This is a genomic window from Mesorhizobium tamadayense (genome assembly GCF_003863365.1).
Taxonomy (GTDB): Bacteria; Pseudomonadota; Alphaproteobacteria; order Rhizobiales; family Rhizobiaceae; genus Mesorhizobium; species Mesorhizobium tamadayense.
In genome coordinates this window covers 91,959-115,970 of the sequence record NZ_RQXT01000008.1, presented here as the reverse complement: position 1 = coordinate 115,970, position 24,012 = coordinate 91,959, and the positions used below count along the sequence as shown (strand labels likewise).

General features: G+C 62.2%; 24 protein-coding genes and 1 tRNA gene. 16 read left to right on the top strand and 9 right to left on the bottom strand.

Annotated elements, in window-relative coordinates; translation table 11 throughout:
• Window positions 1-164: 164 nt before the first annotated feature.
• The 5 genes from EH240_RS09255 (at window position 165) to EH240_RS09235 (ending at window position 5,730) form a co-directional block, all read left to right on the top strand.
• Window positions 165-1,742 carry an ABC transporter ATP-binding protein gene (locus EH240_RS09255; protein WP_167483973.1) on the top strand — a complete coding sequence of 526 codons (1,578 nt, stop codon included), beginning with the start codon at window positions 165-167 and terminating at the stop codon, window positions 1,740-1,742.
• Window positions 1,739-2,851: an ABC transporter permease gene (locus EH240_RS09250; RefSeq protein ID WP_124997396.1), complete on the top strand. Its 1,113-nt coding sequence runs from the start codon at window positions 1,739-1,741 to the stop codon at window positions 2,849-2,851. The genes EH240_RS09255 and EH240_RS09250 overlap by 4 nt, the downstream gene beginning before the upstream one ends.
• A complete protein-coding gene (locus EH240_RS09245; RefSeq protein WP_124997394.1) occupies window positions 2,851-3,771 on the top strand; it encodes an ABC transporter permease in 921 nt (306 codons plus the stop codon). The genes EH240_RS09250 and EH240_RS09245 overlap by 1 nt, the downstream gene beginning before the upstream one ends.
• Window positions 3,772-3,822: 51 nt before the next feature.
• Entirely contained in the window at window positions 3,823-4,890 is a 1,068-nt protein-coding gene (locus EH240_RS09240) for a BMP family ABC transporter substrate-binding protein (RefSeq protein WP_124997392.1), read from the top strand.
• A gap of 396 nt (window positions 4,891-5,286) precedes the next feature.
• Window positions 5,287-5,730, top strand: a complete 444-nt coding sequence (locus EH240_RS09235) for a hypothetical protein (protein ID WP_124997390.1) — start codon at window positions 5,287-5,289, stop codon at window positions 5,728-5,730.
• Window positions 5,731-5,879: 149 nt separating this feature from the next.
• Here EH240_RS09235 and rimO read toward each other — a convergent pair whose 3' ends face one another.
• The 5 genes from rimO to EH240_RS37865 form a co-directional block, all read right to left on the bottom strand.
• Window positions 5,880-7,193 carry a 30S ribosomal protein S12 methylthiotransferase RimO gene (gene rimO, locus EH240_RS09230; RefSeq protein ID WP_124997388.1) on the bottom strand — a complete coding sequence of 438 codons (1,314 nt, stop codon included), beginning with the start codon at window positions 7,191-7,193 and terminating at the stop codon, window positions 5,880-5,882.
• Between the two features lie 141 nt (window positions 7,194-7,334).
• On the bottom strand, window positions 7,335-7,994 hold the full coding sequence (locus EH240_RS09225) for a TerC family protein (protein WP_124997386.1): 660 nt from the start codon (window positions 7,992-7,994) through the stop codon (window positions 7,335-7,337).
• 238 nt (window positions 7,995-8,232) lie between these two features.
• Window positions 8,233-8,640 carry a DUF930 domain-containing protein gene (locus tag EH240_RS09220; RefSeq protein ID WP_167483972.1) on the bottom strand — a complete coding sequence of 136 codons (408 nt, stop codon included), beginning with the start codon at window positions 8,638-8,640 and terminating at the stop codon, window positions 8,233-8,235.
• Window positions 8,641-8,800: 160 nt separating this feature from the next.
• Window positions 8,801-9,109: a hypothetical protein gene (locus EH240_RS09215; protein WP_245435886.1), complete on the bottom strand. Its 309-nt coding sequence runs from the start codon at window positions 9,107-9,109 to the stop codon at window positions 8,801-8,803.
• A gap of 404 nt (window positions 9,110-9,513) precedes the next feature.
• Window positions 9,514-9,672: a hypothetical protein gene (locus tag EH240_RS37865; protein ID WP_167483971.1), complete on the bottom strand. Its 159-nt coding sequence runs from the start codon at window positions 9,670-9,672 to the stop codon at window positions 9,514-9,516.
• Window positions 9,673-10,044: 372 nt separating this feature from the next.
• On the opposite strand from EH240_RS37865, the gene EH240_RS09210 reads away from it, so the two are divergent.
• Both EH240_RS09210 and EH240_RS09200 read left to right on the top strand, forming a co-directional pair.
• On the top strand, window positions 10,045-10,248 hold the full coding sequence (locus tag EH240_RS09210; RefSeq protein WP_124997384.1) for a hypothetical protein: 204 nt from the start codon (window positions 10,045-10,047) through the stop codon (window positions 10,246-10,248).
• 1,403 nt (window positions 10,249-11,651) lie between these two features.
• A complete protein-coding gene (locus EH240_RS09200; protein ID WP_124997380.1) occupies window positions 11,652-11,903 on the top strand; it encodes a hypothetical protein in 252 nt (83 codons plus the stop codon).
• Between the two features lie 146 nt (window positions 11,904-12,049).
• Here EH240_RS09200 and EH240_RS09195 read toward each other — a convergent pair.
• Window positions 12,050-12,139, bottom strand: a tRNA-Ser gene (locus EH240_RS09195).
• 80 nt (window positions 12,140-12,219) lie between these two features.
• Window positions 12,220-12,486 (bottom strand): tyrosine-type recombinase/integrase, encoded by a 267-nt coding sequence (locus EH240_RS38440; protein WP_206075240.1) that lies wholly within the window; start codon window positions 12,484-12,486, stop codon window positions 12,220-12,222.
• A 473-nt stretch (window positions 12,487-12,959) separates the two neighbouring features.
• Here EH240_RS38440 and EH240_RS38435 point away from each other — a divergent pair, with 473 nt between their 5' ends.
• Both EH240_RS38435 and EH240_RS37860 read left to right on the top strand, forming a co-directional pair.
• Window positions 12,960-13,604 carry a hypothetical protein gene (locus EH240_RS38435; protein ID WP_206075239.1) on the top strand — a complete coding sequence of 215 codons (645 nt, stop codon included), beginning with the start codon at window positions 12,960-12,962 and terminating at the stop codon, window positions 13,602-13,604.
• 156 nt (window positions 13,605-13,760) lie between these two features.
• Window positions 13,761-13,901 carry a hypothetical protein gene (locus tag EH240_RS37860; RefSeq protein ID WP_167483970.1) on the top strand — a complete coding sequence of 47 codons (141 nt, stop codon included), beginning with the start codon at window positions 13,761-13,763 and terminating at the stop codon, window positions 13,899-13,901.
• Window positions 13,902-13,954: 53 nt separating this feature from the next.
• Here the strand turns inward: EH240_RS37860 and EH240_RS09180 are convergent, their stop codons facing one another.
• Window positions 13,955-14,134 carry a hypothetical protein gene (locus EH240_RS09180; RefSeq protein ID WP_124997378.1) on the bottom strand — a complete coding sequence of 60 codons (180 nt, stop codon included), beginning with the start codon at window positions 14,132-14,134 and terminating at the stop codon, window positions 13,955-13,957.
• A 1,190-nt stretch (window positions 14,135-15,324) separates the two neighbouring features.
• Here EH240_RS09180 and EH240_RS09175 point away from each other — a divergent pair.
• From EH240_RS09175 to EH240_RS09145, 7 genes are all read left to right on the top strand, one after another.
• The gene (locus tag EH240_RS09175; RefSeq protein WP_124997376.1) at window positions 15,325-16,584 is read left to right on the top strand and encodes a septal ring lytic transglycosylase RlpA family protein; all 1,260 of its coding nucleotides are present in this window, start codon (window positions 15,325-15,327) and stop codon (window positions 16,582-16,584) included.
• Between the two features lie 82 nt (window positions 16,585-16,666).
• On the top strand, window positions 16,667-17,845 hold the full coding sequence (locus EH240_RS09170; RefSeq protein WP_124997375.1) for a D-alanyl-D-alanine carboxypeptidase family protein: 1,179 nt from the start codon (window positions 16,667-16,669) through the stop codon (window positions 17,843-17,845).
• 72 nt (window positions 17,846-17,917) lie between these two features.
• Window positions 17,918-18,592, top strand: a complete 675-nt coding sequence (gene tmk, locus EH240_RS09165) for a dTMP kinase (RefSeq protein ID WP_124997373.1) — start codon at window positions 17,918-17,920, stop codon at window positions 18,590-18,592.
• Complete coding sequence (locus EH240_RS09160) at window positions 18,589-19,644, top strand: DNA polymerase III subunit delta' (protein ID WP_124997371.1); 1,056 nt, start codon at window positions 18,589-18,591, stop codon at window positions 19,642-19,644. Before tmk ends, EH240_RS09160 begins: the two co-directional genes overlap by 4 nt.
• A 115-nt stretch (window positions 19,645-19,759) precedes the next feature.
• Entirely contained in the window at window positions 19,760-21,310 is a 1,551-nt protein-coding gene (gene metG, locus EH240_RS09155; protein ID WP_124997369.1) for a methionine--tRNA ligase, read from the top strand.
• Entirely contained in the window at window positions 21,310-22,104 is a 795-nt protein-coding gene (locus EH240_RS09150) for a TatD family hydrolase (protein WP_124997367.1), read from the top strand. Before metG ends, EH240_RS09150 begins: the two co-directional genes overlap by 1 nt.
• 3 nt (window positions 22,105-22,107) lie before the next feature.
• The gene (locus tag EH240_RS09145) at window positions 22,108-22,929 is read left to right on the top strand and encodes an MBL fold metallo-hydrolase (RefSeq protein ID WP_124997365.1); all 822 of its coding nucleotides are present in this window, start codon (window positions 22,108-22,110) and stop codon (window positions 22,927-22,929) included.
• Window positions 22,930-23,218: 289 nt separating this feature from the next.
• On the opposite strand, the gene EH240_RS09140 is transcribed toward EH240_RS09145, so the two are convergent.
• Window positions 23,219-23,953, bottom strand: coding sequence for a cation efflux transmembrane domain-containing protein (locus EH240_RS09140; protein WP_124997363.1), 735 nt, complete (start codon window positions 23,951-23,953; stop codon window positions 23,219-23,221).
• Between the last annotated feature and the right edge of the window lie 59 nt (window positions 23,954-24,012).

Here is a 24,012-nt window from a genome sequence, read left to right as displayed (position 1 = left end):
CCGAAAAGCTTACCGGTTTCCCTCTTGCCCTCAACAGGCCTATCTTACCCCTTGAGTTTCCGCAGGAATTCTTGAAGCTCTTTCAAGTTGGGTGCCGCTTTCCGACAGAAGCCGGCCGCGCATACGATACCAGCGGGAACACAGAACATATCCGGGGAAACTGGATGGGAGGCACTGTGAGTGCAAATCATGACAAGGCGAACCTGCTGGAGGTTCGCGGCCTTACGAAGATTTTCGGCACGCTGACGGCGTGCGATCATGTCGATCTCAACATTGCCGGAGGCGAGATCCACGCGCTGCTGGGTGAGAACGGCGCCGGCAAGTCAACGTTGGTCAAGATGCTGTTTGGCTCGCTAGAGCCGAACTCGGGCGAGATCTTCTGGGACGGTCAAGCTGTCCAGATCACCAACCCGGGCGTGGCCAAAAAGCTCGGCATCGGCATGGTCTTCCAGCATTTCTCGCTGTTCGAAGCGCTGACGGCGGCCGAGAACATCGCGCTGTCGCTCAACGACGGCTCGCCGATCAGCACGATCGCGGCGAAGGCGAGGGCGCTGTCATACAGCTACGGCCTGCCGCTCGATCCGGAATCGCTGGTCGGCGACCTTTCCGTCGGCGAGCGCCAGCGCATCGAGATCATCCGCTGCCTGCTGCAGACGCCGCAACTCATCATTCTCGACGAGCCGACCTCGGTGCTGACGCCGCAGGAAGCCGACAAGCTGTTCGAGACGCTGGAGCGGCTGCGCGCAGAAGGAAAGTCGATCCTCTACATCTCGCACCGGCTGGAAGAGGTCAAACGCATCTGCGACCGCGCCACCGTGCTGCGCCACGGCAAGGTGGTCGGCCACTGCAATCCGCGCCAGGAGACGGCCTCATCGCTCGCCCGCATGATGGTCGGCAACGAGGTGAAGCCGGTGGTGCGCGCGCCAGCCGAAGGTATCGAGACGGCGCCGGCGCTGCTGGAGATCCGCGGGCTCACCCGCAAGCCTGCGACGCCGTTCGCAATCCCGCTCAAGAACATCAACCTCAGGGTACGCGCCGGCGAGGTGATCGGCATCGCCGGCGTCGCCGGCAACGGCCAGGGCGAATTCTTCGAATCCGTCTCCGGCGAAGTGCTGCAGCAGGATGCCGGTTCCGTGCGCATCCGCGGCAAGGATGCCGGCGGCCTTTCGATCACGGGCCGGCGGCTGATGGGCGCCGCCTTCGTGCCGGAAGAACGCCTCGGCCATGGCGCGGCGCCGCGGATGAAGCTCTCGGAGAACCTGCTGCTGTCGCGCCACGCGACCGACGGCAAGTCCTTCGTCGGCTCCGGCGGCATGGTCAAGAATGCTTCCGTCTACAGCGCCGCCCAGCGCATCATCACCGCGATGGACGTGCGCAAGAGCGCGCCGGACCCTGAGGCGGCGGCGCTCTCCGGCGGCAACCTGCAGAAATTCATCGTCGGCCGCGAGCTCGACCGCAAGCCGAGCGTCATGGTCGTCAACCAGCCGACCTGGGGCGTGGATGCCGGTGCCGCCGCCCATATCCGCCAGGCACTGATCGAGCTTGCCCGCAGCGGCTCGGCGGTTCTTGTCATCAGCCAGGACCTCGACGAATTGTTCGAACTGACGGACGCGATCGCGGTCATGCACAACGGCGAATTGTCCGCGCCGCTGCCGATCGCCGAAGCCACCTTCGAGAAGATCGGCCTGTTGATGGGCGGCGCCGAACCCGGCCACGCCGAACACACCCTGGAGACGGCATGATGCGCCTCGAACTGGTCAAACGCCCGCAGCGCTCGGCGCTGTTTTCGGTGCTCTCGCCTTTCATCGCCTTCGCGCTGACGATGATTGCCGGCGCGGTTCTGTTCGCATTGCTCGGCGTCAATCCGCTCGAGGCTTTCAATATCTATTTCATTCAGCCGGTCAGCGAGGTGTGGCAATTGCACGAGCTGGCGATCAAGGCAGCCCCCCTGATCCTGATCGCGGTCGGCCTGTCGGTCTGCTACAGGGCCAACATCTGGAACATCGGCGCCGAGGGACAGTTCATCCTTGGTGGCATCTTCGGCTCGATCATCCCGGTGCTGTTCCCTCAATTCGAAGGCCCGCTCGTGCTGCCGCTGATGCTCTTGCTCGGCATGGTCGGCGGCGCACTCTATGCGGCCATCCCGGCGCTGCTGAAGACCCGCTTCAGCACCAACGAGATCCTGACCAGCCTGATGCTGGTCTATGTCGCGCAGCTCTTCCTCGACTGGCTGGTGCGCGGACCCTGGCGCGACCCGCAGGGCCATGGTTTTCCGCAGACCATCCAGTTCGGCGACTCGGCTGTCCTGCCGGAGCTGATGCCGGATGCCGGCCGCGCCAATTGGGGTTTTGTGTTCGCGCTGGTCGCGGCTGTTGCGATCTGGCTGATGATGAGCCGCATGCTGAAGGGTTTTGAGGTCCGCGTGATGGGCTCGAGCCCGAGGGCAGGGCGCTTCGCCGGCTTCGGTTTCAGCAAGATGGTGTTTTTCACCTTCCTGCTGTCCGGCGCGCTGGCTGGTCTTGCCGGCATCTCGGAGGTGTCCGGCGCCATCGGCCAGCTGCAACCGGTGATCTCGCCCGGCTACGGTTTCACCGCCATCATCGTGGCCTTCCTCGGCCGGCTCAATCCGCTGGGCATCGTCGCCGCGGGCCTTGTGCTGGCGCTGACCTATCTCGGCGGCGAGGCGGTGCAGAGCGCGCTCGGCATCTCCGACAAGGTGGCGCGGGTGTTCCAGGGTATGCTTTTGTTCTTCGTACTCGGCTGCGACACACTGATCCACTACCGCATTCGTCTGATCGGCCTTGCCGCGCCGAAACTCGAGGCCGCGCCCAAGCTGGAGGAGGCCCGCTGATGGACATCACCGTCAACATCCTTTTGACCATCGCGACCGCGGCAACACCGCTGCTGATCGCGGCGATCGGCGAACTGGTGGTCGAGCGCTCCGGCGTGCTCAACCTCGGCGTCGAAGGCATGATGATCATGGGCGCCGTCGGCGGCTTCGGCGCCGGCTACCTCACCGGATCGCCCTGGATCGGCCTGCTTGCCGCGATCATCGTCGGCGCGCTGTTTTCGCTGCTCTTTGCCGTCATGACACTGTCCCTGGCCACCAACCAGGTGGCGACCGGCCTGTCGCTGACGCTGCTCGGACTCGGCCTTTCCGGCATGATCGGCACGAGCTTCGTCGGACAACCCGGCGTCAGGCTGCCAAACCTCAGCATCCCCGGCCTGAGCTCGATCCCGGTCGTCGGCAGGCTGATCTTCGGCCAGGATCCTCTGTTCTACATCTCGATCGCGCTCACCGCCGCCGTGATGTGGTTCCTGTTCAAGACGCGCACCGGCCTCACCCTCCGCTCGATCGGCGACAGCCACTCGTCGGCGCATGCGCTGGGCATCAAGGTCATCCGCTACCGCTATCTCGCCGTGATCTTCGGCGGCGCCTGCGCCGGCCTTGCCGGCGGGCACCTGTCGCTCGTCTACACGCCGCAATGGGTGGAGAACATGAGTGCGGGCCGCGGCTGGATCGCGCTGGCGCTGGTAGTGTTCGCCTCCTGGCGTCCGTGGCGGGTGCTGGCCGGCGCCTATATCTTCGGCGCGGTGTGGATCGGCCAGCTTCATGCACAGGCTTTTGGCATTCCCGTGCCCTCACAGTTTCTTTCTTCACTGCCCTATCTGGCAACCATCGTGGTTCTCGTTCTAATCTCGCGCAACAAGCGGTTGACGATGATGAACACGCCGGCTTCGTTGGGGCAGCCATTCGTTCCGGATCGTTGACGACAACAAAAAGACGGGAAGCTCCAAGGCTTAACTCAGAGAGGTAACACGATGAAAAAACTGCTTATTGCGCTGATGACCACGGTCGCGGCCCTGTCGCTGGCGGCGACCGCCGAGGCGGCCGACAAGCTCAAGGCCTGCTGGGTCTATACGGGTCCGATCGGCGACTTCGGCTATTCCTACCAGCACGACCAGGGCCGGCTCGAGGTCGAGAAGGCGCTCGGCGACAAGGTCGAGACCGCGTATCTCGAAAACGTCTCGGAAGGCCCCGACGCCGACCGCGCCTTCGAGCGCCTGGCGCGCGAGAAGTGCAAGATCATCTTCGGCACCTCGTTCGGCTTCATGGACGCCGAGGTGAAGGTGGCCAAGAAGTTTCCCAAGGTGATGTTCGAGCATGCCACCGGCTACAAGACCGGCGACAATCTCGGCATCTATAACGCACGCTTCTATGAAGGCCGCTATGTGCTCGGCCAGATCGCCGCCAAGGAATCGAAGAAGGGGCTGGCCGGCTACATCGTCTCCTTCCCGATCCCGGAAGTGGTGATGGGCATCAACTCCTTCATGCTCGGCGCGCAGTCGGTCAATCCCGATTTCAAGGTCAAGATCGTGTGGGTGAACTCCTGGTTCGATCCGGGCAAGGAAGCCGACGCGGCCAAGGCGCTGTTCGACCAGGGCGCCGACATCATCGTCCAGCATACCGACTCCACCGCCGCCCTGCAGGTCGCCGAGGAACGCAAGCTGCACGGCTTCGGCCAGTCGTCCGACATGATCAAGTTCGCGCCGAACGCGCAGTTGACTGCGCTGACCGACGAGTGGGGCCCGTACTATATCAGCCGCGTCCAGGCAGCGCTGGACGGCACCTGGAAGCCGGACAATGTGTGGCTGGGCATCAAGGACGGCGCGGTTAAGCTGGCTCCCTTCACCAACATGCCCGACGACGTCAAGGCAATGGCGGAGGCGACCACGAAGAAGATCGCCGACGGATGGAACCCCTTCACCGGCCCGGTGTCCAAGCAGGACGGCTCGCCTTGGCTGAAGGACGGCGAGGTCGCCGACGACGGCACGCTTCTCGGCATGAACTTCTACGTCAAAGGCATCGACGACAAGCTGCCGCAGTAAGCGGCAACAAATTTTCGAACCGAAGGAGGGCGCCTTGTGGGCGCCCTCAGACTGCTGACGACCCATGTCTGATTTGGGCGGATGTTTGTCTATGGCTTGAGCGAATACCAGAATTCGCTTGTAAGATGGATTGGCAAGACTCCCCGCCTCAGGCGGAAGCTGTACTTAGCGTTGGCCAGTCGGCGAGGGGTCGTTCGACGGCTTTGCGCGACAAGTATTTGAAACCACACCTCACTCCAGCTTTTTCTTGAGATCCACACCTTCACGCGTCCGGTGCAATATCTGTGACCGGTTCCGTGACCGCTTTCACATACGTCAATGACCTCTACTTCCATGCTGATCATGCAGTTCAGACGAAATCAGCTGGCGTGACAAGCGCCCGTAGAAGGAGGTCTTATGCAATTGAATAAAAAGCTTTTGGCAATCATCGGGAAACGCATTCCCGCCATCTTCGATGTCATCCCGCGCGGACCGCAGGGCCGCCTTGCGCAAATCGCACTCAATCCTCAGCCGCTGCCGCCGCATGAACTGGGCGCCGCGGTTGCTGACGAATTTGTCCGCTACGCGTGGGTGGCCGAGCGAGGCGGACTCGATATGAAGGCGCTGTTGAACGACCTTGACGATTGGTGCCCTACGCGACCGAAGATACCGAAGCTTCCCCCGTGGTGGGGACCGTTTCCGGAGCCGGAACCGCGCCCTGATTGGTTCGTGGACTACCATTTAGGATTTGCTGCACGGCTGTCGGTGGTCGCGGCCGAATCGACGGGCATGCGCCTGGATGAGACTCTCAATCAGGTGATCGACCGTTCCCTGGCTGCAATCGAAGCGGTGAAGCTCTAACGAAACGCGGCGGTCAACAGTCTGAGGGCGCCGCAGAGGCGCCCTTTCGGCGGCTTTGCCATCCCGCGGGAACGTGGTGAAACCGGACCGGCCCGCCATCAATCCTGAGCTGGTCCGTCCGAGTGTTGGCCGCTCGAAGATGTTTGAATCTAAACCGCGGTACCGTACAGATCGTAAGCGTCGGCGCGGTCGATCTTGACGGTGACGATCTCGCCGGCACGCAGCGGCCGCCGCGACTGGATATGCACGGAGCCGTCGATCTCGGGCGCGTCGTACTTGGTGCGGCCCTTGGCCGAGGCGCCATGCGCCTCGTCAATCAGCACCGGCAGGCGCTTGCCGACCTTCCTGGCGAGCTGCGTTGCCGAGATCTTCTGCTGGCGCTGCATGAAGCGGTGCCAGCGCGCCTCCTTGATGTCCTGCGGCACCTGCTCCAGGCCGAGGTCGTTGGAACGCGCGCCCTTGACCGGTTCGTATTTGAAGCAGCCGGCGCGGTCGATTTTTGCCTCGTCCAGCCAGTCGAGCAGCATCTGGAAATCGTCTTCGGTCTCGCCGGGGAAGCCGACGATGAAGGTCGAGCGGATGGCAAGATCCGGGCAGACCTCACGCCAGCCGCGGATCCGCTCCAGCGTCTTTTCGCCATGAGCGGGACGGCGCATGTTCTTCAGCACCTGCGGCGAGGCATGCTGGAAAGGGATGTCGAGATAGGGAAGGATCTTGCCCTCCGCCATCAGCGGAATGACGTCGGCGACATGCGGGTAGGGGTACACATAGTGCATGCGTACCCAGATGCCGAGCTTGCCGAGCTCCTCGGCGAGGTCGAGGAATTTCGCCCGCACCTCGCGATCGCCGAACAGGCTCGTCTGGTACTTGATGTCGATGCCGTAGGCGCTGGTGTCCTGGGAGATGACGAGGATCTCCTTGACGCCGGCTTTGGCGAGCTTCTCGGCCTCGCGCAGCACGTCCGCCGCCGGCCGCGAGACGAGGTCGCCGCGCAGCGCCGGGATGATGCAGAAGGTGCAGCGGTTGTTGCACCCTTCCGAAATCTTGAGATAGGCGTAATGCCGCGGCGTGAGCTTCACGCCCTGCGGCGGCAGGAGATCGACATAGGGATCGTGGCTCGGCGGGGCGGCCTCATGCACGGCCGCCATCACGCTCTCATAGGCCTGCGGACCGGTGATCGCCAGCACATTGGGGTGCTTCTCGCGGATCACCTCCGGCTCGGCGCCGAGGCAGCCGGTGACGATGACACGGCCGTTTTCCGATAGGGCGGAGCCGATGGCATTGAGCGACTCGTCGCGCGCGGAATCGAGGAAGCCGCAAGTGTTGACGACGACGAGGTCCGCGCCGTCATGCTTGCGGGCGATCTCGTAACCTTCGGCACGCAGCCGCGTGATGATGCGCTCGGAATCGACGAGCGCCTTCGGGCATCCAAGGCTGACGAAACTGACACGAGGGGCAGACATAAGGTTTTCCAGGCTTTTTCGGGATCGGCGGCGCAATACCACACTAATTGCGGCATTGGTATGGGTTGGCCCTTGCTGCGGCAAAACGCAATGCGAAGTGCCGGATCATCGGCCGGCCGAAGCCCGCGTAAGGTGGCGGCGTCAGCTCACTGCGTTGTTGACGTGCGGCCAGACCTCCATCGCGCCGCGGTAGACCATGTCGAGTGCGACGTAGAGGATGATCGCCAGGCCGACATAGGCAATCCAGCGGTAGCGGTGCAGCAGCCGGGCAATGAAGCTCGCGGCAAGGCCCATCAAGCCGATCGACAGCACGAGCCCGATGATCAGCACCCAGAAATGATCCCGCGCGGCGCCGGCGACGGCCAGAACGTTGTCCAGCGACATCGACACATCCGCGATGACGATCTGCAGCGCCGCCTGGCCAAGCGTCTTGCGCGGCGCCTTGCCGGCAATCGCCTTGTCGCCGTCGAGATCGGAATTGGCCAGCGCCTCCGTCGCCTCCTGCTCGTCGGCTTGGGAGGTGCGCAGCTCGCGATACATCTTCCAGCATACCCACAACAGCAGGATGCCGCCGGCGAGCAGCAGACCGACGATGGCAAGCAGCTTGACCGTGACCGCCGCGAACAGGATGCGCAGCACCGTTGCAGCCAACACGCCGATCAGAATTGCCTTTTTGCGCTGCTCCGTGGGCAGGCCGGCGGCCGCCAGCCCGATGACGATGGCATTGTCGCCTGCAAGCACCAGGTCGATCGCGATGACCTGAAGAAGGGCTGTCAGGCTCGCGGCGCTGAAAATATCCATCGTCTGGAAGCTCTTCCCTGTTCGCCGTGTATCGATCGTCGAATGTTCCGACGGTAGAGCAGCTCAACGTTCGATAGAATCGCCGACCCTCTCTAAGTCATTGTTTTCACGCAATTCCGGACGGAAAAACCACTGCGCGCTTTTTCTGGGATTGCTCTACGTGCATGGTTTCCGCACGTCAAGGGAACGAACAGGAACAAGCGCTTGCCGGCCGTCCCGTTCCACCGCGGGCAATCCGTCAGTCGTAAAGGTTGTATTTTGACCAGTCGGTTTCCGGGATCTCGTCACCGATCTTGTAGCGGAACTGCAGCACCTGCATGTGGTCGGGCGCGGTCTGGCACTTGAACTTCAGCCGGTACCATTGACCCTTGCTGCGGAAGGCGGCACCGGGGCTCTTGATCGCATCGGCGCTCATCTGCGGCGTGGCGAAGGCATAGGCCACCACACGGTCGGCCTTGAATTTGTGGTCGTCGTGGCTGATCCGATCGAGCACCTCAGCGTCGCAGCGCTGTTCGAGACGAGTTTCAGGATCGAGTTTCAGCAGGCCGGCGCGAAGCGTGTTGTCCATCGCCTTGGCCGGCCAGGGCAGCGTCAGAGACGCCAGAACCATCAGGCAGAGCTTTTTCATGGGCGCGACAAGCATCATATCTTGTCCGATAAATCAACCAAACGCACGCGCTTGTGAAAGCAGCGTTGGCGCCGGCCCTGAGGCATCTGTCCAGAAACTTGGCACGATACCGGCGGCAGCAGGACAGGCTGAAAAATACCCGCCGCCAAGAAAATTCGGGCCGACCTGTTTGGGCGGGTCAGCCGATGGCGTTGTCTCCTGCGTCTTGACCCGCAACGCCGTCGCCGTCGCTTCCTGTATCCGGCACCTGGCCATCACCCGAGCCAGTCGGCGGAAGCAAGGTGAGGTCCATCCGAGCGATTCGAGATGCCGCTCGACCTTGCGCGCCCGGCTCGGTGTCGCCCGTTTCCAAAACCGAGGCCTTCGCGAGATGGCCGACGCTGTCGGCGCTCTTGCCGGGAAAGGTCCCCTCGGGTGAGGGCTGAGGTCTGTTGGTACGCTGCACCGCGCCAGCAGCGTTGTGCTGGCTTCCAATGGGAGAGGTCATGGCTGTGCTCCAGAATGGACGACGCCAGCCGTTTAGCACGGCTGGCTGGCGCCAGCCTTGCGGGTTCAGCAACTGTTAGATCAGCGAGCAATTCATCTAGAAAGCACTCTACCAAAAATGTTTCGCTGCAAAGTGGCGCTATAGGACTCGTCGCTCGCAAGTCGATCCCAGAGAGCGAAACAGCTTGTTAGCGCGGCTAGAGCCAGAATTGTGCGCATTGGAAGATCCCCACAAGCGCCTGAAAACGCTGGATGGTATGTTCGTCTCCGAATATAATCTATGCTAATGTAGTAGGTGGGCCAACGCGATCCCTAGGCCAATCGCAAGCCCAAAAGCGGTATGTTCTAACAGCGGACAGCAAAGACGCTGTAGCGGCTCCGCAGCGGGCGACATTCCCGATAGTGCTAACCGGCGATGGCCATTCCGATGGCAATGCCGAGCCCGATGGCAATGCCCAGGAAAAGCTTGCCGGCGAAGTCTAGGGCCAAGACGCGGGCCTTGCCCCAAACGTCTGTACGTGGCTCCCTGAGAGCCGCCGAGAGGTCATCGAACATCGCTTCCATGGTTGCCACCTGCGATTTCTTCGAGCGGGAAGACTAGATCAAATCCGGGGGGTTGTGAATCCCCATGCACATGGCGTCTTCGCACCAGTTGTTGGCGCCAGCTAACGGAACCAATCAGGCATCCATCTCCAACGGCTCATGGACTGGCGTCGAATGCCAGGTGACCTGCCGAAGGTCGCGGCGATCGATTGGCTGATGCCAGCCGGTAGCGATGCCATCTCGCTGGCGAAGCGAACCCGTCTTTGCGCCTACGGCAAAAAGATGAGCCCGCGTCTCCAATCGATAGAATGAAGCCATCATGGTCCGATGCTACTTAAGGGCAGGCAACCCGGTTTTGCGGCCCAAGAAGCCAGTTGGCTTTAGGGGTTCGATATGAGCAAAACGACTCTCATTGCTCTCGCTATCCTCGCGATCAGCGTCGGCTATGCCGAAGCCAAGGACCGCAAGGTTCCGCCGGTTTGCACCGCCTCAAGCCCAATCTTCGAGGTCCTGGGTGGCAAGTGTTTTCTCGTCAAAGGTTCGATGATCTATGGCGACATCGCCGATCTTTCCCAGATAATCCATTTGGGCTGGTAGCTGGGGCCACATCGGCGACAGATGCGCTGTAGGATAGCGGCCGGCAAACGGGCGCTCGCAGGGCTGCCTTGCATGTCCGTCAAAACGCGGGAACCTTTCATCCGCTACTCGCTTTTTTGTGCATGTCCCGAGCCGTTCAACCGCCCATATTGCCAGAAGGTAGCCCAGATCGGGACGTCAACTGTGAAGTCGCCTTGGAAGCCGCAGTCAAAGCCTTGGTGACTGCCTCGGAAGCTCAAGGGTGGACGCCGCGCGAAACATCTGCAGCCCTGCTGAAAATCGCTATGGAGCGTGCCCGGCAGTTCGGGCTTGTGCCCGCTGAGCCGCCATGGTGGGGAGCGCAAAGAGGTATATTGATCGCGTGTGCCGCGCTCCTGTTTTTGCAGTGTGCCGCCATCGTTTGGTGGGTGCTTCGATGAGCGATCGTCTTGCCTTCGCTCTCTGACTCAGGAATATAATCCTTCCCGGTGCGGCGACCCCGTTCAGCGAGATCGCCATGACAATGAAATTCCCCTTCGTAGAAACACGCTTGGCAAAAAGCTCGAAGCCGGCACAGGTCTGTCGGTAGGCTGTCTCATCTGCAAGCGCAGCGCCGTCCTGGACGTGGCAGAGCTGGTGAAGCGCCTCGGGCCGGATCATAGATGCCTGCACTGTGATCTGATCAAAGTGATCTTCTGCCACGAATGCCGGGCGGCCGGGACGACCGGAACCTTCAGTTCACCACCCATGCAGTGACGCCGGACAAGCGCCAGCGCTAAGCGGCTACTTCGCTTTCGGTTCTCTCGGATAGAGCCGAGAGCTGCTGTCGCCGTGCTGTGGTCGGGCAGCAAAAACGGATGGTCACATCGAGGATGTTGCAATTTGCGGTATGCTCAATCCTATGCGGGATCCTGCTACAATCCCCCATGGCCATCCGAATAGTGGTTGTCCTGGCGCTTCTTTTCGCCTTCGCCTACGGATTTGCAAAACTCGTGGAACGTTATGGCGGCGTAGGCGATCGGCCTTCCCCGTGTGTGCAATTGTCAAGCCTTGATTGCCCAGACCCGAACGCGCCGCCTGCAAAGTAGCGGTTCGTCCATCTGATCCCACCTACATGTCGATGATGCCGGCTTCGCCTTCGCGCAGATGAGCGGTCGGCGACGATTTCTTGAGTCTCACCCCGACGCGCCGCCGCCGTTCTCGGGGATGAACTAGCCGAGGAAAGGTCTCACTGCTCGCATTTCGTCATTCGCCAAGGCATGTTCGAGGGCATCAATATGTGTCTCGAAGGGGGCGCCTATCTCCTGTCGCCCGAGTGCAGTACGAAAGCCCTCCGCGATCCCCAAAAACATTGGAGTAAGCACCGTATGTGCCCGCAACACAGCGAGCGCTTCTGATCGCATACTCAAGCGAATGAGATGTTCATGTCGCCGCTGCTGCCCGGCGTCAGAGACTTGCATTTGGCGGATAGTGATTGCCGCAGCGGCAACGGCAAGGATGCCGGCGATCAAAGTTTGCCATTTCTCAAGCCACGTTTCGACGCCAGGAAAGTCCGATATTGCGAGATCAACGAAGATACCAAAAAGCGCGGCGACAAAATTGCTCGCTGCTACCAGCCACCGATCGGCAGTCATTCCGGTACCTTCCCCCTGCAGGTCTCGACCCCGCCCGAATAGTTGCAGGAAAGAGATGGCATTGCAAATTGGCAGCCGGGCGGGGAGGGACCGCTTAGTTGATCCTTGACTCCAACAATTTTGCGGGCCGGGCAGGTTATGGCAAACACGGTTTGCTGCAGGCAAATAATTGATTTTATTTGTGGTTGTGGCGGAGGGAGTGGGATTCGAACCCACGGTGAACTTGCGCCCACGCCGGTTTTCAAGACCGGTGCCTTAAACCGCTCGGCCATCCCTCCAAGTATTGTTTTCGTTAGCGTTTTTGGCGTTTTGACCTCGGCCATTTGGGCCGCTGCTACCATTTTGCTACCGAACGCGCTCAGCTACCGGGCTTTACCGCGCTCCTGATCGCCGCGTCAACAGCTTCGGCGGCGTCTGCCTGCATTCCCGGCATGACGTGCGAATATAGGTCGAGCGTGATGCCGATCGACGAATGCCCAAGGCGTTCGCTGGCGACCTTTGGGTGGACGCCGGCCGATAGCATCTGTGAGGCATGCGTGTGCCGAAGGTCATGGAAGCGGATGCGTGGAAGCCTTGTCTTCGAAAGGACGCGGACCCATTCATGCGTGAGCGACCGCGGCTGCAACGGCGAGCCGTCGACCTAGGCGACAACGAAGCCGTCAGCATCTGGGGACGAATGCCAAGCCGAAGCTGCTCTTCCGCCTGCCGCGTCCAGTGCGCCTTCAGCTCGGCGACTGTGCTTGCCGACAGCGCCACGGTTCTGGCCCTGCCGCTCTTAGGCTCCTTATAGCGCACACCATCTTTGGTCTGCTCGGCGCTCTCGACGATCGAGAGGCGGCGCAAGTTGTCGCCTAGCTCGACATGGCGCCGGCGCAAGGCAAGGATCTCGCCGCGGCGCAGACCGCATTTCACCGCCAGAAGGATGAACATACGGGTCGGGCGAAGGTCTTCGATGAGCTGCGCGGTCTGTGCAGCATCGTAGGCGAGCATCTTCTTGCGCTCGACCTTCGGCGGCGTCGTAGCCGCTGCCGGGTTCCGAGATAACCGCTCCCATGTCACCGCCTGGCCCAATGCCTTGATGAGAACGCGGCGGTAGTGGTGGACGGTACGCGGCGACAGCGGGGGAAGGGGCTTCGGCTGCTCGCCATCCTTGCGCTTGCGGTGATCGGAGCGCGGCTTTGTCAGGGCGTCGGTGAAGGCGGAGTCGATGCGGTCGGTCTTCAGCTTCGCCAAGACGACGGTGCCGATGAGCGGAACCAGACCCTTGCGGCATATTTCGGCGTATCTCTCATGCGTCTTCGGCGCGACCGACGGCTTGATGAAGGTCAGCCACTCGTCGAGGAACTCGGCCATGGTCTGCTTGGTCGGCTCGACATAGTTGCCGTGCTTGATCTCGGTGATCAACCGGGAACATTCTTCCTCGGCCTTGCGCTTCGATGTCGTTTCGAACGTATGCCACTTCCGGCGGCGCTTGCCGGCAGCGTCGTACACGTCGAGGACAATGACCCATTTGCCGGGCGAGCGTTCTTTGACGTGGCCTTTCACTTTGCGGTCCTCGCTTTTAGCTCTTGCGCGCAGTTCAAATCGTCGAGCGTTGCAGTCGATCGCTCGGCGACATGCCCGATGCTCTTCTTGATCCATCTCATCAGGAAATCGTTTGTCGAGCCGGCGTGCGGTGGAAGCGCTGGATCGGCCGCGTTGATTTCGAGCCAGAGGGCATTCGCCACGAAGTCGCGCGTGTAGGCCTGCACCGCAGCTATGTCTTCTTGTGTTGCGGTATGAGCATGGGGGCGACGATGAGCCATTCATGGGATGGTCGGAGGCTTGGGGCCAAGGGCCGGTGATCGGCGTGACATGCAGCATCTTCGATGTTGCGGCCGAAGACGGGGAGATTTGACGATGGCCAATATGAGGGTGCCCGAGGCTATCGAGTTGATGAAACTCTGGGCAGCATTGTCGCCGGAGAATCAAGCGCTGGTGCTTGCGGAACTGAGGCATCTTGACGCGGAGCGGGAGCGGAGGAAGGCCCGCGCCGATTGAGCAAACGACAAATTCTCGGTTTGCGGCCCGGCGGCTTCGGCTTCCGGGCCGTTTTATTTTCTGAGAGGGGAGGAAATCCCGAGTCGTGCGTTTTCCTTGCTGGCGAAGGAGCTAGCTTCTGCTTGGGAACGAAATTCCTTAATGCTTACGACGCCATCTTCGATGACGCGCACATAGTGACCGTCTCCGATCTCTTCGGTTTCGACTGCAGTCTTCCACAGCTGCGTGTTCATTAGCCCCGCCCCATTATTGCTCTTTTGGTATTGAACACCGTCGCTCGGCAATATTCAACTTAAAAGTGCGTATTGCAATTTCTTCCCCCGGCACCGATCAACACCTACCGGGTGTGCAACTTGTCCCACCTTCGGCCCGCTGCCTCACGGTGGCGGGCTTTTTAGTGTTCGTTAATGTAAGAACGCGCCAAGAACGTGCTGCTACCATTTTGCTACCGAACTCGGTAGCACCGACCAGTATTGCTTGGGACGAACAGTGACAGAAATGTACCTATCGCCTTGATAATCCAGCATATAACGGTACAGGGCAGGACAGGGGAGTACGGCAGCAAGCGAATTTCAAGACCGGTGCCTTAAACCGCTCGGCCATCCCTCCATCGCGGTATTTCAACCACTTAGGATCATCGCTATCGGTCGATTTTTGATCGTCGGCGCCAAATTGGCACCGGAGGCGTCCCCCGACCGGTTCGCGCTTCATTCCTGTAATGCGGCGGTCGGGGCTGCGTCAACCACCGTGGCGGGCCTTCCCGCGGTCGGGACAAAAGATGCGCACACCCGGCTGCTTGGTTGGGCGGGTGTTCTGATGTCTGTGGCGGAAAAGTCACGCAGCTTGAATATGCAGCGCTTCAACCGGTGCGCGCTTATTATCCAGCTAAGCGAGGCGTACCGTTGTCGGAGGGCAAAAGGGGACGCCCCTGACCGCACACGTCTGATTTTCCTCCCGAACTAGCGCCCGCTGCGGAAAACGTGGTGGGCGTTTTCTTATCCCGCTAAGGCGAGCCCGATGGCAACGCCTCCAGCAAGGTTCGAAAGCGCCTCTACCTGTCGCGGCTGACGGCTTCATCAAGCGATAGCTAATATAGATGAGCCGAGTCATCCGTTCGATCTAGGAAGTCCCTGAGGACGCAAATGCTAAACTTCTGGTTGGCGCAGGGCGTTCCGGCGCTATGAGCGCCGGTTGGAAATGGAAGTCCCCCTCCAAAAAGCTGCCCCTCCATCCGGCGCTCATCCAAGGCTCCGCTCTGACCGGCAGTTCTCGCCATAATCTCGCCCGGTTGCGGCCATAATCGATTAATATCGTGATAAACAATTCCTGTGCACAAGGGATTGGGGATCAAGGTGTTGCTGGCATTCGCGGGCGCTTTGGCTCCGTCTGGTGGCGGCGAGACTTGTAGGGGACAATCGAAAACATGCAGACCTCGGCGCGCCCGCGTCTTCGTCGCGCTTCTGCTTTCGCGCTGTGCGCCCTGTCGGCGGTGCTGCTTGCCGCTTGCGCGTCGCAGCCTGGGCCGAAAGGGATGGTCCATAAGAAGGTCCGCTCCAAGGAATATTTCGCCGAATCCGAATACGGCGTGAAGGCAAGCCCGCGCGTCGACTTCATGCGGCGCGGCGGCGGCCGCGACCAGCTCGGCAAGCCGTACCAAGTGCGCGGTAAGTGGTACTATCCCAAGGAAGACAAGCGCTACGCCAAGGTGGGTCTGGCGTCGTGGTACGGCGATGCCTTCCACGGCCGCCTGACCGCCAATGGCGAAGTCTACGACACGGCGCAACTGACGGCGGCACACCCGACCATGCCGCTGCCGAGCTATGCCCGCGTCACCAATCTCGACACCGGCAGCTCGGTCATCGTGCGCGTCAACGACCGTGGCCCATATCATGAGGGCCGCATCATCGACGTCTCGGAGCGTGCCGCGCAAATGCTCGACTACGACAAGGTCGGCACCGCAAAGGTGAAGGTCGAATATGTCGGCCGCGCGCCGCTCGACGGCAATGACGACCAGTATCTGATGGCCTCCTACCATCCCGGCAACAGGCGGCCGGATCCGTCCGACGGCCTGCCGACCGGCGTGATGGTGGCCATGAACGGCCCGTCGCCCAGCATGCAGGTGGACGCGCCTGCGGCCGCTGTGCCGTTCCCCGGCCAGTTGACCAATTCAGGACAGGCTTTCGCCGCGCAGCCGGGACTGTCGGAGCAGCCGACCGCGCAACCGGCGATGTCGGCGCAGGTGCCGGGCGCCAGCGATGTCGTGCTGCCCGATTTCGGGCCGATCGTGCCGGAGCGGCCGCAGTACCGGCTGCCGCCGAATTCACCCTTCGCCATGGCCTCGCTGTCCTACGCGGATGAGCGCGTCAATCGCGCCGACGTCTTTGCCGCCCTCGACACCAGCGGCATGTCGCCGGCCGACATCCTGCAGTCGTGGAAGAAATCGAATCCCCAAGTGCCGGCCACGGATTATGTCGCCGCCGGCTCCTTCGACGATGCCGCCCGGGCAAAGCGCGTGGCGGCGGCTCTCGAGCCGTTCGGCAGGACCGAAATCCAGCGCACCGAGCTCGATGGCGACGACTGGTATGCGGTCAACGTCTATCCGGATGGCCACGGCAGCATCGACGACCTGCTGCAGGCGGCCTGGTCACACGGGGCGCCGGACGCATTGGTTGTGCGAAACTGATCAATTTCGCGCGCGCCGTTGATCCGGCCGAAAAAACCCTGATAGCTTGGCAGGGCCAATCCGGCTAAAGGGTCGATATTTCATGCAGTTCCGCGTCTTTCAGCCTTTCGCCGGACTTCTGGGATTGGTGCTGATGCTGCTCTGCGCCGCCCCGGCGGGCGCGCAGCTTTTCGAGACCAAGGCGGCCCAGGCCTTCATGATCGATGCCGATACCGGCACGGTGCTGTTCGCCAAGGATGCCGACAAGCCGATCCCGCCGGCCTCGATGGCCAAGCTGATGACGATGGAAGTGGTGTTCAACGCCATCAAGTCGAAGCGGATCACGCTCGACGACACTTTCGTGGTCAGCGAGAACGCCTGGCGCACGGGCGGCGCGCCGTCCGGAACCTCGACCATGTTCGCCAAGCTCAAATCAGCGGTCCGCGTCGAGGATCTGATCCAGGGCGTGACCGTGCAGGCCGCCAACGACGGCTGCATCGTGCTCGCCGAAGGCATGGCCGGCTCGGAGGCGAATTTCGCGGCGCAGATGACGGAGCGTGCCCGCGAGATCGGCCTCTCGAAATCGACCTTCGTCAACTCGACCGGGTTGCCGGCCGATGGCCAGCAGACGACGGTGCGGGAACTCACGATGCTGGCGCTGCATATCTGGCGCGACTATCCGGAGTTCTTCCACTATTACGGCCAGCCGGATTTCACCTGGAACAAGATTTCCCAGAGGAACCGCAATCCGCTTTTGGCCATGGGCATCGATGCCGACGGTTTCGTGGCCGGCGCGAGCGAATCCGCCGGCTTCGGCATCGTCGGTACGGTCAGCCACAACGACATCCGGGTCATCGCGGCCCTGAGCGGGCTGGCGAGCGATCGCGAGCGCTCCGAGGAGGCGCGCAAGCTGCTCGACTGGGGATCGCGCTCGTTCCAGAAGACGGAGATCTTCGCCAAGGACGAGGTCATCGGCGAAGCCCAGGTCTTCGGCGGCGCCAAATCGGGCGTGGCCTTGAAAGCCAAGGGCCCGGTGGACATCTTTCTGCCGATAGCCAACCGCGACAAGCTGACCGCCAGGATTGTCTATGACGGTCCGGTGGCGGCGCCGGTTGAGGAGGGGCAACCGGTCGGGGAGTTGCGCGTTTGGATAGGCGACACCCTGAGCCAGCGGACGCCGCTTTTCGCCGCCGAGCCAGTGAAGGTCGGCACGCTGCCGCAACGCGCGCTTGACGCCGCCAAGGAACTGGCCGTCGGCTGGCTGCGTCAGAAACATTTGTGATCGGGCAGGCTCGTGGACCTTTTGTCGGACGAGAGCTATGACAGCGGCCAGCGCGGGCAAAGGCATTCTCGATTGGCGAGCGGATTTTTCATCACCTTCGAAGGCGGCGAAGGAGCAGGCAAGTCGACGCAGATCGAGCGGCTGGCGCGACGCATGCGCGCCAAGAGCTACGAGGTTCTGGTGACGCGCGAGCCGGGCGGCTCGCCGGGCGCCGAGGCGGTCAGACATGTGCTTCTGTCTGGCGCCGCCGAACCGTTCGGCCCGAAGATGGAAGCAATCCTCTTCGCCGCCGCGCGTTCCGACCATGTCGAGCAGGTGATCCGGCCGGCCGTCGAACGCGGCATGATCGTGCTCTGCGACCGGTTCATCGATTCCTCGCGCGTCTATCAGGGCGTCACCGGCGGGCTCGATCCGGATTTCATGGAAGCGCTGGAAGCGGCTGCCATCAACGGGATGGTTCCCGACATGACGCTGATCTTCGACATCGATCCGGCCGAAGGGCTGAAACGCGCGGCGGCACGCCGCGGCGCCGGCGACAGCGCCGACCGCTTCGAGAAGGAGACGCTTGCCGTCCATCAGCGCCGCCGCGAGGCTTTCCTGGCGATCGCCGAGGCGGAGCCGGAACGCTGCATCGTCATCGATGCATCGGCCGATCCCGAAACGGTGGACAACGTCGTCACCGCGGCCGTGTTCGCGGTGCTGGAAAAGCGGATGCCTGCACAAAGGAAGCAGACGGCGCCGGCATGATCTTCGAACGCATCGCCCCCGAGCAGCACGACACGCTGGACGGCGTTCCCGAGCCGTCGGAGACGCCGCGGCTGATCGGCCATGCGCAGGCGGCTGGCATGCTTGCCGCCGCCTACCGCTCCGGCAAGCTGCCGCATGCGCTGATCCTCGCCGGGCCGCTCGGCATCGGCAAGGCGACGCTTGCCTTCCACCTGGCTCACCATCTTCTCAAATATCCGGATTTCAAGGCCGCGCCCGAAACGCTCGCCGTTCCCGACCCGTCATCGTCGTTGTTTCGCCAGATCGCCACCGGCGCGCATCCTTCGGTGCTGTATCTGACGCGCCCGGCCAACGACAAGACCAAGACCTTCAAGACGGTGCTTACCGTGGACGAGATCCGCAAGGTCAGCCGCTTCCTGTCGATGACCTCGCATGACGGCAGCTACCGGGTCGTCATCGTCGACCCGGCCGACGACATGAACACCAATGCCGCCAACGCCCTGCTCAAGAATCTCGAGGAGCCGCCGGCGCGCACGCTTTTCATCCTGATCGTGCATGCGCCAGGAAGCCTTTTGCCGACGATCCGCTCGCGCTGCCAGATGGTGCGGCTGACGCCTCTTGCGCCGGACGAATTGATGGCGGTGCTGGAAGGCATCGAGCCGCCGCCGCCGGAGGATTCTGCGGCGCGCGCGGCACTGGCCGAGCGGGCAGGGGGCAGCGCCCGCAACGCGATCCTGCTTACCCAATATGGCGGGCTGGAAATCGCCGGCGCGCTCGATGCGCTGGTGGCGGCGCAGAAGCCCGACATTGCCGGCGCCCATCGCCTTGCCGAAGCCGTCGCCGGGCGCGACCAGGCGATCCCGTTCGATATCTTCAACCGCCGCGCCCTCGATCTTTTGTCGGCGGCCGCCAGCGAAGCGGCTTTAGCCGGCGACCTCGCCAGGGCCAAAACGCTGTCCGAGGCTTGGCAGGAGGCCCTGAACACGATATCTGAGGCCGAGACCTACAACCTCGACAAGAAGCAGCACGCCCTGACCATGATCGACCGGCTGAAGTCTGTGATGCGAATGTGACGGTTTTTGATGCATGCCGCTGGGCGGCATGCATCGGCCTCGGGATGGCAATCGCCATGCTGATAGGATATCCACCCGCCACAGCTTCCATTCAGACATTCATGACGGTTCATTCATGTCACGCGACACATTCTACATCACGACCGCGATCTCCTATCCGAACGGCAAGCCGCATATCGGCCATGCCTATGAGCTGATCGCCACCGACGCGCTCGCCCGCTTCCAACGGCTCGACGGCAAGGACGTCTATTTCCTGACCGGCACCGACGAGCACGGCATCAAGATGCTGCAGACGGCAAGGAAGGAAGGCATTTCGCCGCGCGAGCTTGCCGACCGCAACGCGGCCGAATTCAAGCGCATGGCGAGCGCGCTCAACGCCTCCAACGACGATTTCATCCGCACCACCGAGGAGCGGCATTACGCCTCCTCACAGGCGATCTGGAAGGCGATGGCCGCCAACGGCGACATCTACAAGGGCGGCTATGCCGGCTGGTATTCGGTGCGCGACGAAGCCTATTACGGCGAGGAAGAGACCGAACTCCGCGCCGACGATCTCCGCTACGGACCGCAGGGAACGCCCGTCGAGTGGGTCGAGGAGGAGAGCTATTTCTTCCGGCTTTCCGCCTACCAGGACAGGTTGATCGCGCTCTATGAAAGCCAGCCCGATTTCATCGGACCTGCGGAGCGCCGCAACGAGGTGATGAGATTCGTCAAGTCGGGGCTGAAGGATCTGTCGGTCTCGCGCACCACCTTCGACTGGGGCGTGCCGGTGCCCGGCGACGAGAAGCATGTGATGTATGTGTGGGTCGACGCCTTGACCAACTACATCACCGGCATCGGTTATCCCGATGAAAATGCTGAGAAATGGCGTTTCTGGCCGGCAGACGCGCACATCATCGGCAAGGATATCGTGCGCTTCCACGCCATCTATTGGCCTGCCTTCCTGATGTCGGCGGGAATCCCGTTGCCGAAGCGCATCTTCGGCCACGGCTTCCTGTTCAACCGCGGCGAGAAGATGTCGAAGTCGGTCGGCAACGTCATTGACCCGTTCGCCATGGTCGAGCACTACGGCGTCGACCAGGTGCGCTATTTCTTCCTGCGCGAGGTGCCGTTCGGCCAGGACGGCAACTACAGCCATGAAGCGATCGTCAACCGCACCAATGCCGATCTCGCCAACGGCCTCGGCAATCTTGCGCAGCGCTCGCTGTCGATGATTGCCAAGAACTGCGGCAGCGCGGTGCCGAAGCGCGGCGAGCTGGCCGAGGCCGACAGGGCAATACTCGACCAGGCGGTGGAGGCGCTTGCCGTGTCGCGCAAGTCGATGGCGGAGCAGGGCATCCATCTGGCGCTGGCGGCGATCTTCGGCGTGGTGGCCGAAGCCGACCGCTACTTCGCGTCCCAGGAGCCCTGGGCGCTGCGCAAGACCGATCCGGAGCGCATGGAGACGGTGCTGTGGACGACGGCGGAGGTCGTCCGGCGCGTGACGGTGCTTTGCCAGCCCTTCATTCCCGGATCGGCAGCGAAGCTGCTCGACCTCTTGGCGGTGCCGGCGGACAAGCGCAATTTCGCGCATATTCACGCAGACCATGCGCTGGTCTCCGGCACGGCGCTGCCGGCGCCCGAGGGCGTGTTCCCGCGTTACGTCGAGCAGGACACCAAAGCCTGATGCTTGTCGACAGCCATTGCCATCTCGATTTTCCGGACTTCGCCGAGGAGCGGGGGACAATCGTCGCCCGCGCCCTGGCCGCCGGGATCGGCCGCATGGTGACGATCTCGACGCGTGTGAAGCGCTTTCAGCAAATCCTTGAAATCGCTGAGACTTTCAACGAGGTCTATTGCTCGGTCGGCACGCATCCGCACAATGTGGCGGAAGAGCTCGACGTGACCGCCGACGAGCTGGTGCGGCTTTCCGGCCATCCCAAGGTGGTGGCGATCGGCGAAGCCGGGCTCGACTATTTCTATGACCGCGCGCCGCGCGATGCGCAGGCGCAAGGGTTTCGCGCCCACATCGCTGCGGCGCGTGAGACCGGTCTGCCGCTCGTCATCCATTCGCGCGACGCCGACGACGACATGGCGGCGATCCTCGAGGACGAGACGGGGAAGGGCGCCTTCCCCTTCATCCTGCATTGCTTTTCGTCCGGACGCAGGCTGGCCGAAGCCGGCGTGGCGCTGGGCGGTTACGTCTCGTTCTCAGGCATCCTGACCTTCAAGAACTCGACCGAGCTGCGCGCCATCGCCGCCGATGTCCCACGCGATCGATTGCTGGTCGAGACCGATGCGCCCTACCTTGCGCCGGTTCCGCACCGGGGAAAACGCAACGAGCCCGCCTATGTCGCCAACACGGCGAAGGTGCTGGCCGAAACCATCGGTGTCAGTGAGACAGAGATCGCCGACATCACCACCGAAAACGTCTTCCGGCTGTTCGCCAAGATGCCGCGTCCAGATGAGGCGGCTGCCTGAGACATGAGCGACCGGCTGCGCTTCACCATTCTCGGCTGCGGCTCCTCGCCCGGCACGCCGCGCATCACCGGTGACTGGGGCAATTGCGATCCGGCCAATCCGAAAAACCGGCGCATGCGCACGGCCGCCCTTGTCGAGCGGATTGCCGCCAACGGCGCCCGCACGACGGTCGCCATCGACACCGGGCCGGATTTTCGTGCACAGATGCTGCTGGCTTCGGTCAAGCGCATCGACGCGGTGGCCTATACCCATCCGCATGCCGACCACATCCATGGCATCGACGATCTGCGCGGCTACGTGCTCGAACAGCGACACCGCATCGACATCCACGCCGACCAGCCGACCATGCTGCGGCTGCGCGAGGCGTTCGCCTATTGCTTCGAGACGCCTCCCGGCAGTTCCTATCCACCGATCGTCAAGCCGCATCTCATCGACCATACCAGAGCGGTGGTGATCGAAGGCGAGGGGGGTCCCCTCACCCTTGAGCCACTGCCGCAGATCCATGGCGACATCATATCACTTGGCTTCCGCATCGGCGGACTTGCCTATTGCCCCGATATCAGCGACTTCCCGGCCGCCACGGCCGAACGGCTGCGCGACCTCGATGTGCTGGTGATCGACGCGCTGCAGTACAACACCCACCCAAGCCATCTGTCGCTTGGCGAGGCGCTGGGCTGGATCGAGACGCTTTCGCCGAAAAACGCCGTGCTGACGCATATGCACGTGCCGCTGGATTACGCCACGGTGATGGCCGAGACGCCGGACGGCGTGGTGCCGGCCCATGACGGCATGGCGATCGAAATCCCTTATGAGTCAGAGCGATAGAGACGCTTGTTCATTTGTCTGCTCGTTTGCTCGGATCGGTATACGTCAACGGCGCTCCGATTGGCTCCAAGCGTGAACACCGACCGGCTGCACGGCGTTTGAACTGCGCTGATCGTTCGCAGCATTCTCGACAGCAGTGTTATGCCGCGGCGTGAACCTGACGGCAGAAAACAGCAGCGTTTTCAGATCCGCGCTTAACGCCTAAGTTCCATAATCTATCTTATGCGACTTTTGGATGTGCTGCGCTGGCGCCGAATGGAGCGCCCGGTTTCGCTTGGAAGCGACGGTGCTACTCGGCGACGACGGGCAATGGGTGCTCCTTCTCCCGATATTCGTTCCAGGCTTGCCGCAGGATTTGCGCCGACGATGTCAGGAAGATGCCCGCCATGATCGCGGCCACGATCAGGTCGGGCCATGCGGTCGCTGTCCCCCAAACGCCCAATGCCGCGGCCATCACGATGGCGTTGCCAATGGCGTCGTTGCGGGAGCATAGCCACACTGATCGCACGTTCGCATCGCCGTCTTTGTAAGGCATCAACAGGCCGACCGATGCGAGGTTGGCGGCGAGCGCCAGAAGCCCGATGAGGCCCATCACTTCCGCGCTCGGCAGGCCGAGTACCAGTGTCTGATAGACGGTCGAGCCGAAAACCCAAAGTCCCATTAGGCTGAGCGACAGGCCCTTGAAGAGCGCGGCCGTCGCCCGTGTGCGCAATGAAGCGCCTATGACCGCGAGGCTCAGGCCATAGGTCACCGTATCGCCCAGGAAGTCCAGCGCATCGGCTTTCAGGGCTTGCGACCCGGCAAGCTGGCCAGCCACCATCTCCGTCAGGAACATGGCGCCGTTGATGGCGATCACTGTCCAGAGTACCCGCTTGTAGCGTGGATTCATGCCGTCGAAGACCGCGACGCGGCCCGAGCAGCAAGCGTCTTGGACCTTGTTCGCGACAGCCTGCTTCTTCATCGGCAGCGCCGGCGCCGCCGTGCAACCGGCATCCGTATCATGATTGCAGCAATGCTCAGCCATTCGCGGTGCCTCCTTTTGTAGAGGCACCCTAATCCCTATAGTAACTAGAGGTTCAAGGG

What these genes read in the sequence shown, in the direction of transcription:
- EH240_RS09210 (WP_124997384.1), top strand. Translation starts at nt 10,045, where the DNA reads ATGAGCAAAACGACTCTCATTGCTCTCGCTATCCTCGCGATCAGCGTC.
- EH240_RS09140 (WP_124997363.1), bottom strand. Translation starts at nt 23,953, where the DNA reads ATGGCTGAGCATTGCTGCAATCATGATACGGATGCCGGTTGCACGGCG.
- EH240_RS09250 (WP_124997396.1), top strand. Translation starts at nt 1,739, where the DNA reads ATGATGCGCCTCGAACTGGTCAAACGCCCGCAGCGCTCGGCGCTGTTT.
- EH240_RS09170 (WP_124997375.1), top strand. Translation starts at nt 16,667, where the DNA reads ATGCAGTTCCGCGTCTTTCAGCCTTTCGCCGGACTTCTGGGATTGGTG.
- EH240_RS09225 (WP_124997386.1), bottom strand. Translation starts at nt 7,994, where the DNA reads ATGGATATTTTCAGCGCCGCGAGCCTGACAGCCCTTCTTCAGGTCATC.
- EH240_RS09160 (WP_124997371.1), top strand. Translation starts at nt 18,589, where the DNA reads ATGATCTTCGAACGCATCGCCCCCGAGCAGCACGACACGCTGGACGGC.
- EH240_RS09235 (WP_124997390.1), top strand. Translation starts at nt 5,287, where the DNA reads ATGCAATTGAATAAAAAGCTTTTGGCAATCATCGGGAAACGCATTCCC.
- EH240_RS37865 (WP_167483971.1), bottom strand. Translation starts at nt 9,672, where the DNA reads ATGGAAGCGATGTTCGATGACCTCTCGGCGGCTCTCAGGGAGCCACGT.
- EH240_RS09175 (WP_124997376.1), top strand. Translation starts at nt 15,325, where the DNA reads ATGCAGACCTCGGCGCGCCCGCGTCTTCGTCGCGCTTCTGCTTTCGCG.
- EH240_RS09245 (WP_124997394.1), top strand. Translation starts at nt 2,851, where the DNA reads ATGGACATCACCGTCAACATCCTTTTGACCATCGCGACCGCGGCAACA.
- EH240_RS09215 (WP_245435886.1), bottom strand. Translation starts at nt 9,109, where the DNA reads ATGACCTCTCCCATTGGAAGCCAGCACAACGCTGCTGGCGCGGTGCAG.
- EH240_RS09145 (WP_124997365.1), top strand. Translation starts at nt 22,108, where the DNA reads ATGAGCGACCGGCTGCGCTTCACCATTCTCGGCTGCGGCTCCTCGCCC.
- metG (WP_124997369.1), top strand. Translation starts at nt 19,760, where the DNA reads ATGTCACGCGACACATTCTACATCACGACCGCGATCTCCTATCCGAAC.
- rimO (WP_124997388.1), bottom strand. Translation starts at nt 7,193, where the DNA reads ATGTCTGCCCCTCGTGTCAGTTTCGTCAGCCTTGGATGCCCGAAGGCG.
- EH240_RS09220 (WP_167483972.1), bottom strand. Translation starts at nt 8,640, where the DNA reads ATGATGCTTGTCGCGCCCATGAAAAAGCTCTGCCTGATGGTTCTGGCG.
- EH240_RS37860 (WP_167483970.1), top strand. Translation starts at nt 13,761, where the DNA reads ATGGCCAATATGAGGGTGCCCGAGGCTATCGAGTTGATGAAACTCTGG.
- EH240_RS09180 (WP_124997378.1), bottom strand. Translation starts at nt 14,134, where the DNA reads ATGAACACGCAGCTGTGGAAGACTGCAGTCGAAACCGAAGAGATCGGA.
- EH240_RS09255 (WP_167483973.1), top strand. Translation starts at nt 165, where the DNA reads ATGGGAGGCACTGTGAGTGCAAATCATGACAAGGCGAACCTGCTGGAG.
- EH240_RS09150 (WP_124997367.1), top strand. Translation starts at nt 21,310, where the DNA reads ATGCTTGTCGACAGCCATTGCCATCTCGATTTTCCGGACTTCGCCGAG.
- EH240_RS09240 (WP_124997392.1), top strand. Translation starts at nt 3,823, where the DNA reads ATGAAAAAACTGCTTATTGCGCTGATGACCACGGTCGCGGCCCTGTCG.
- EH240_RS09200 (WP_124997380.1), top strand. Translation starts at nt 11,652, where the DNA reads ATGTCGCCGCTGCTGCCCGGCGTCAGAGACTTGCATTTGGCGGATAGT.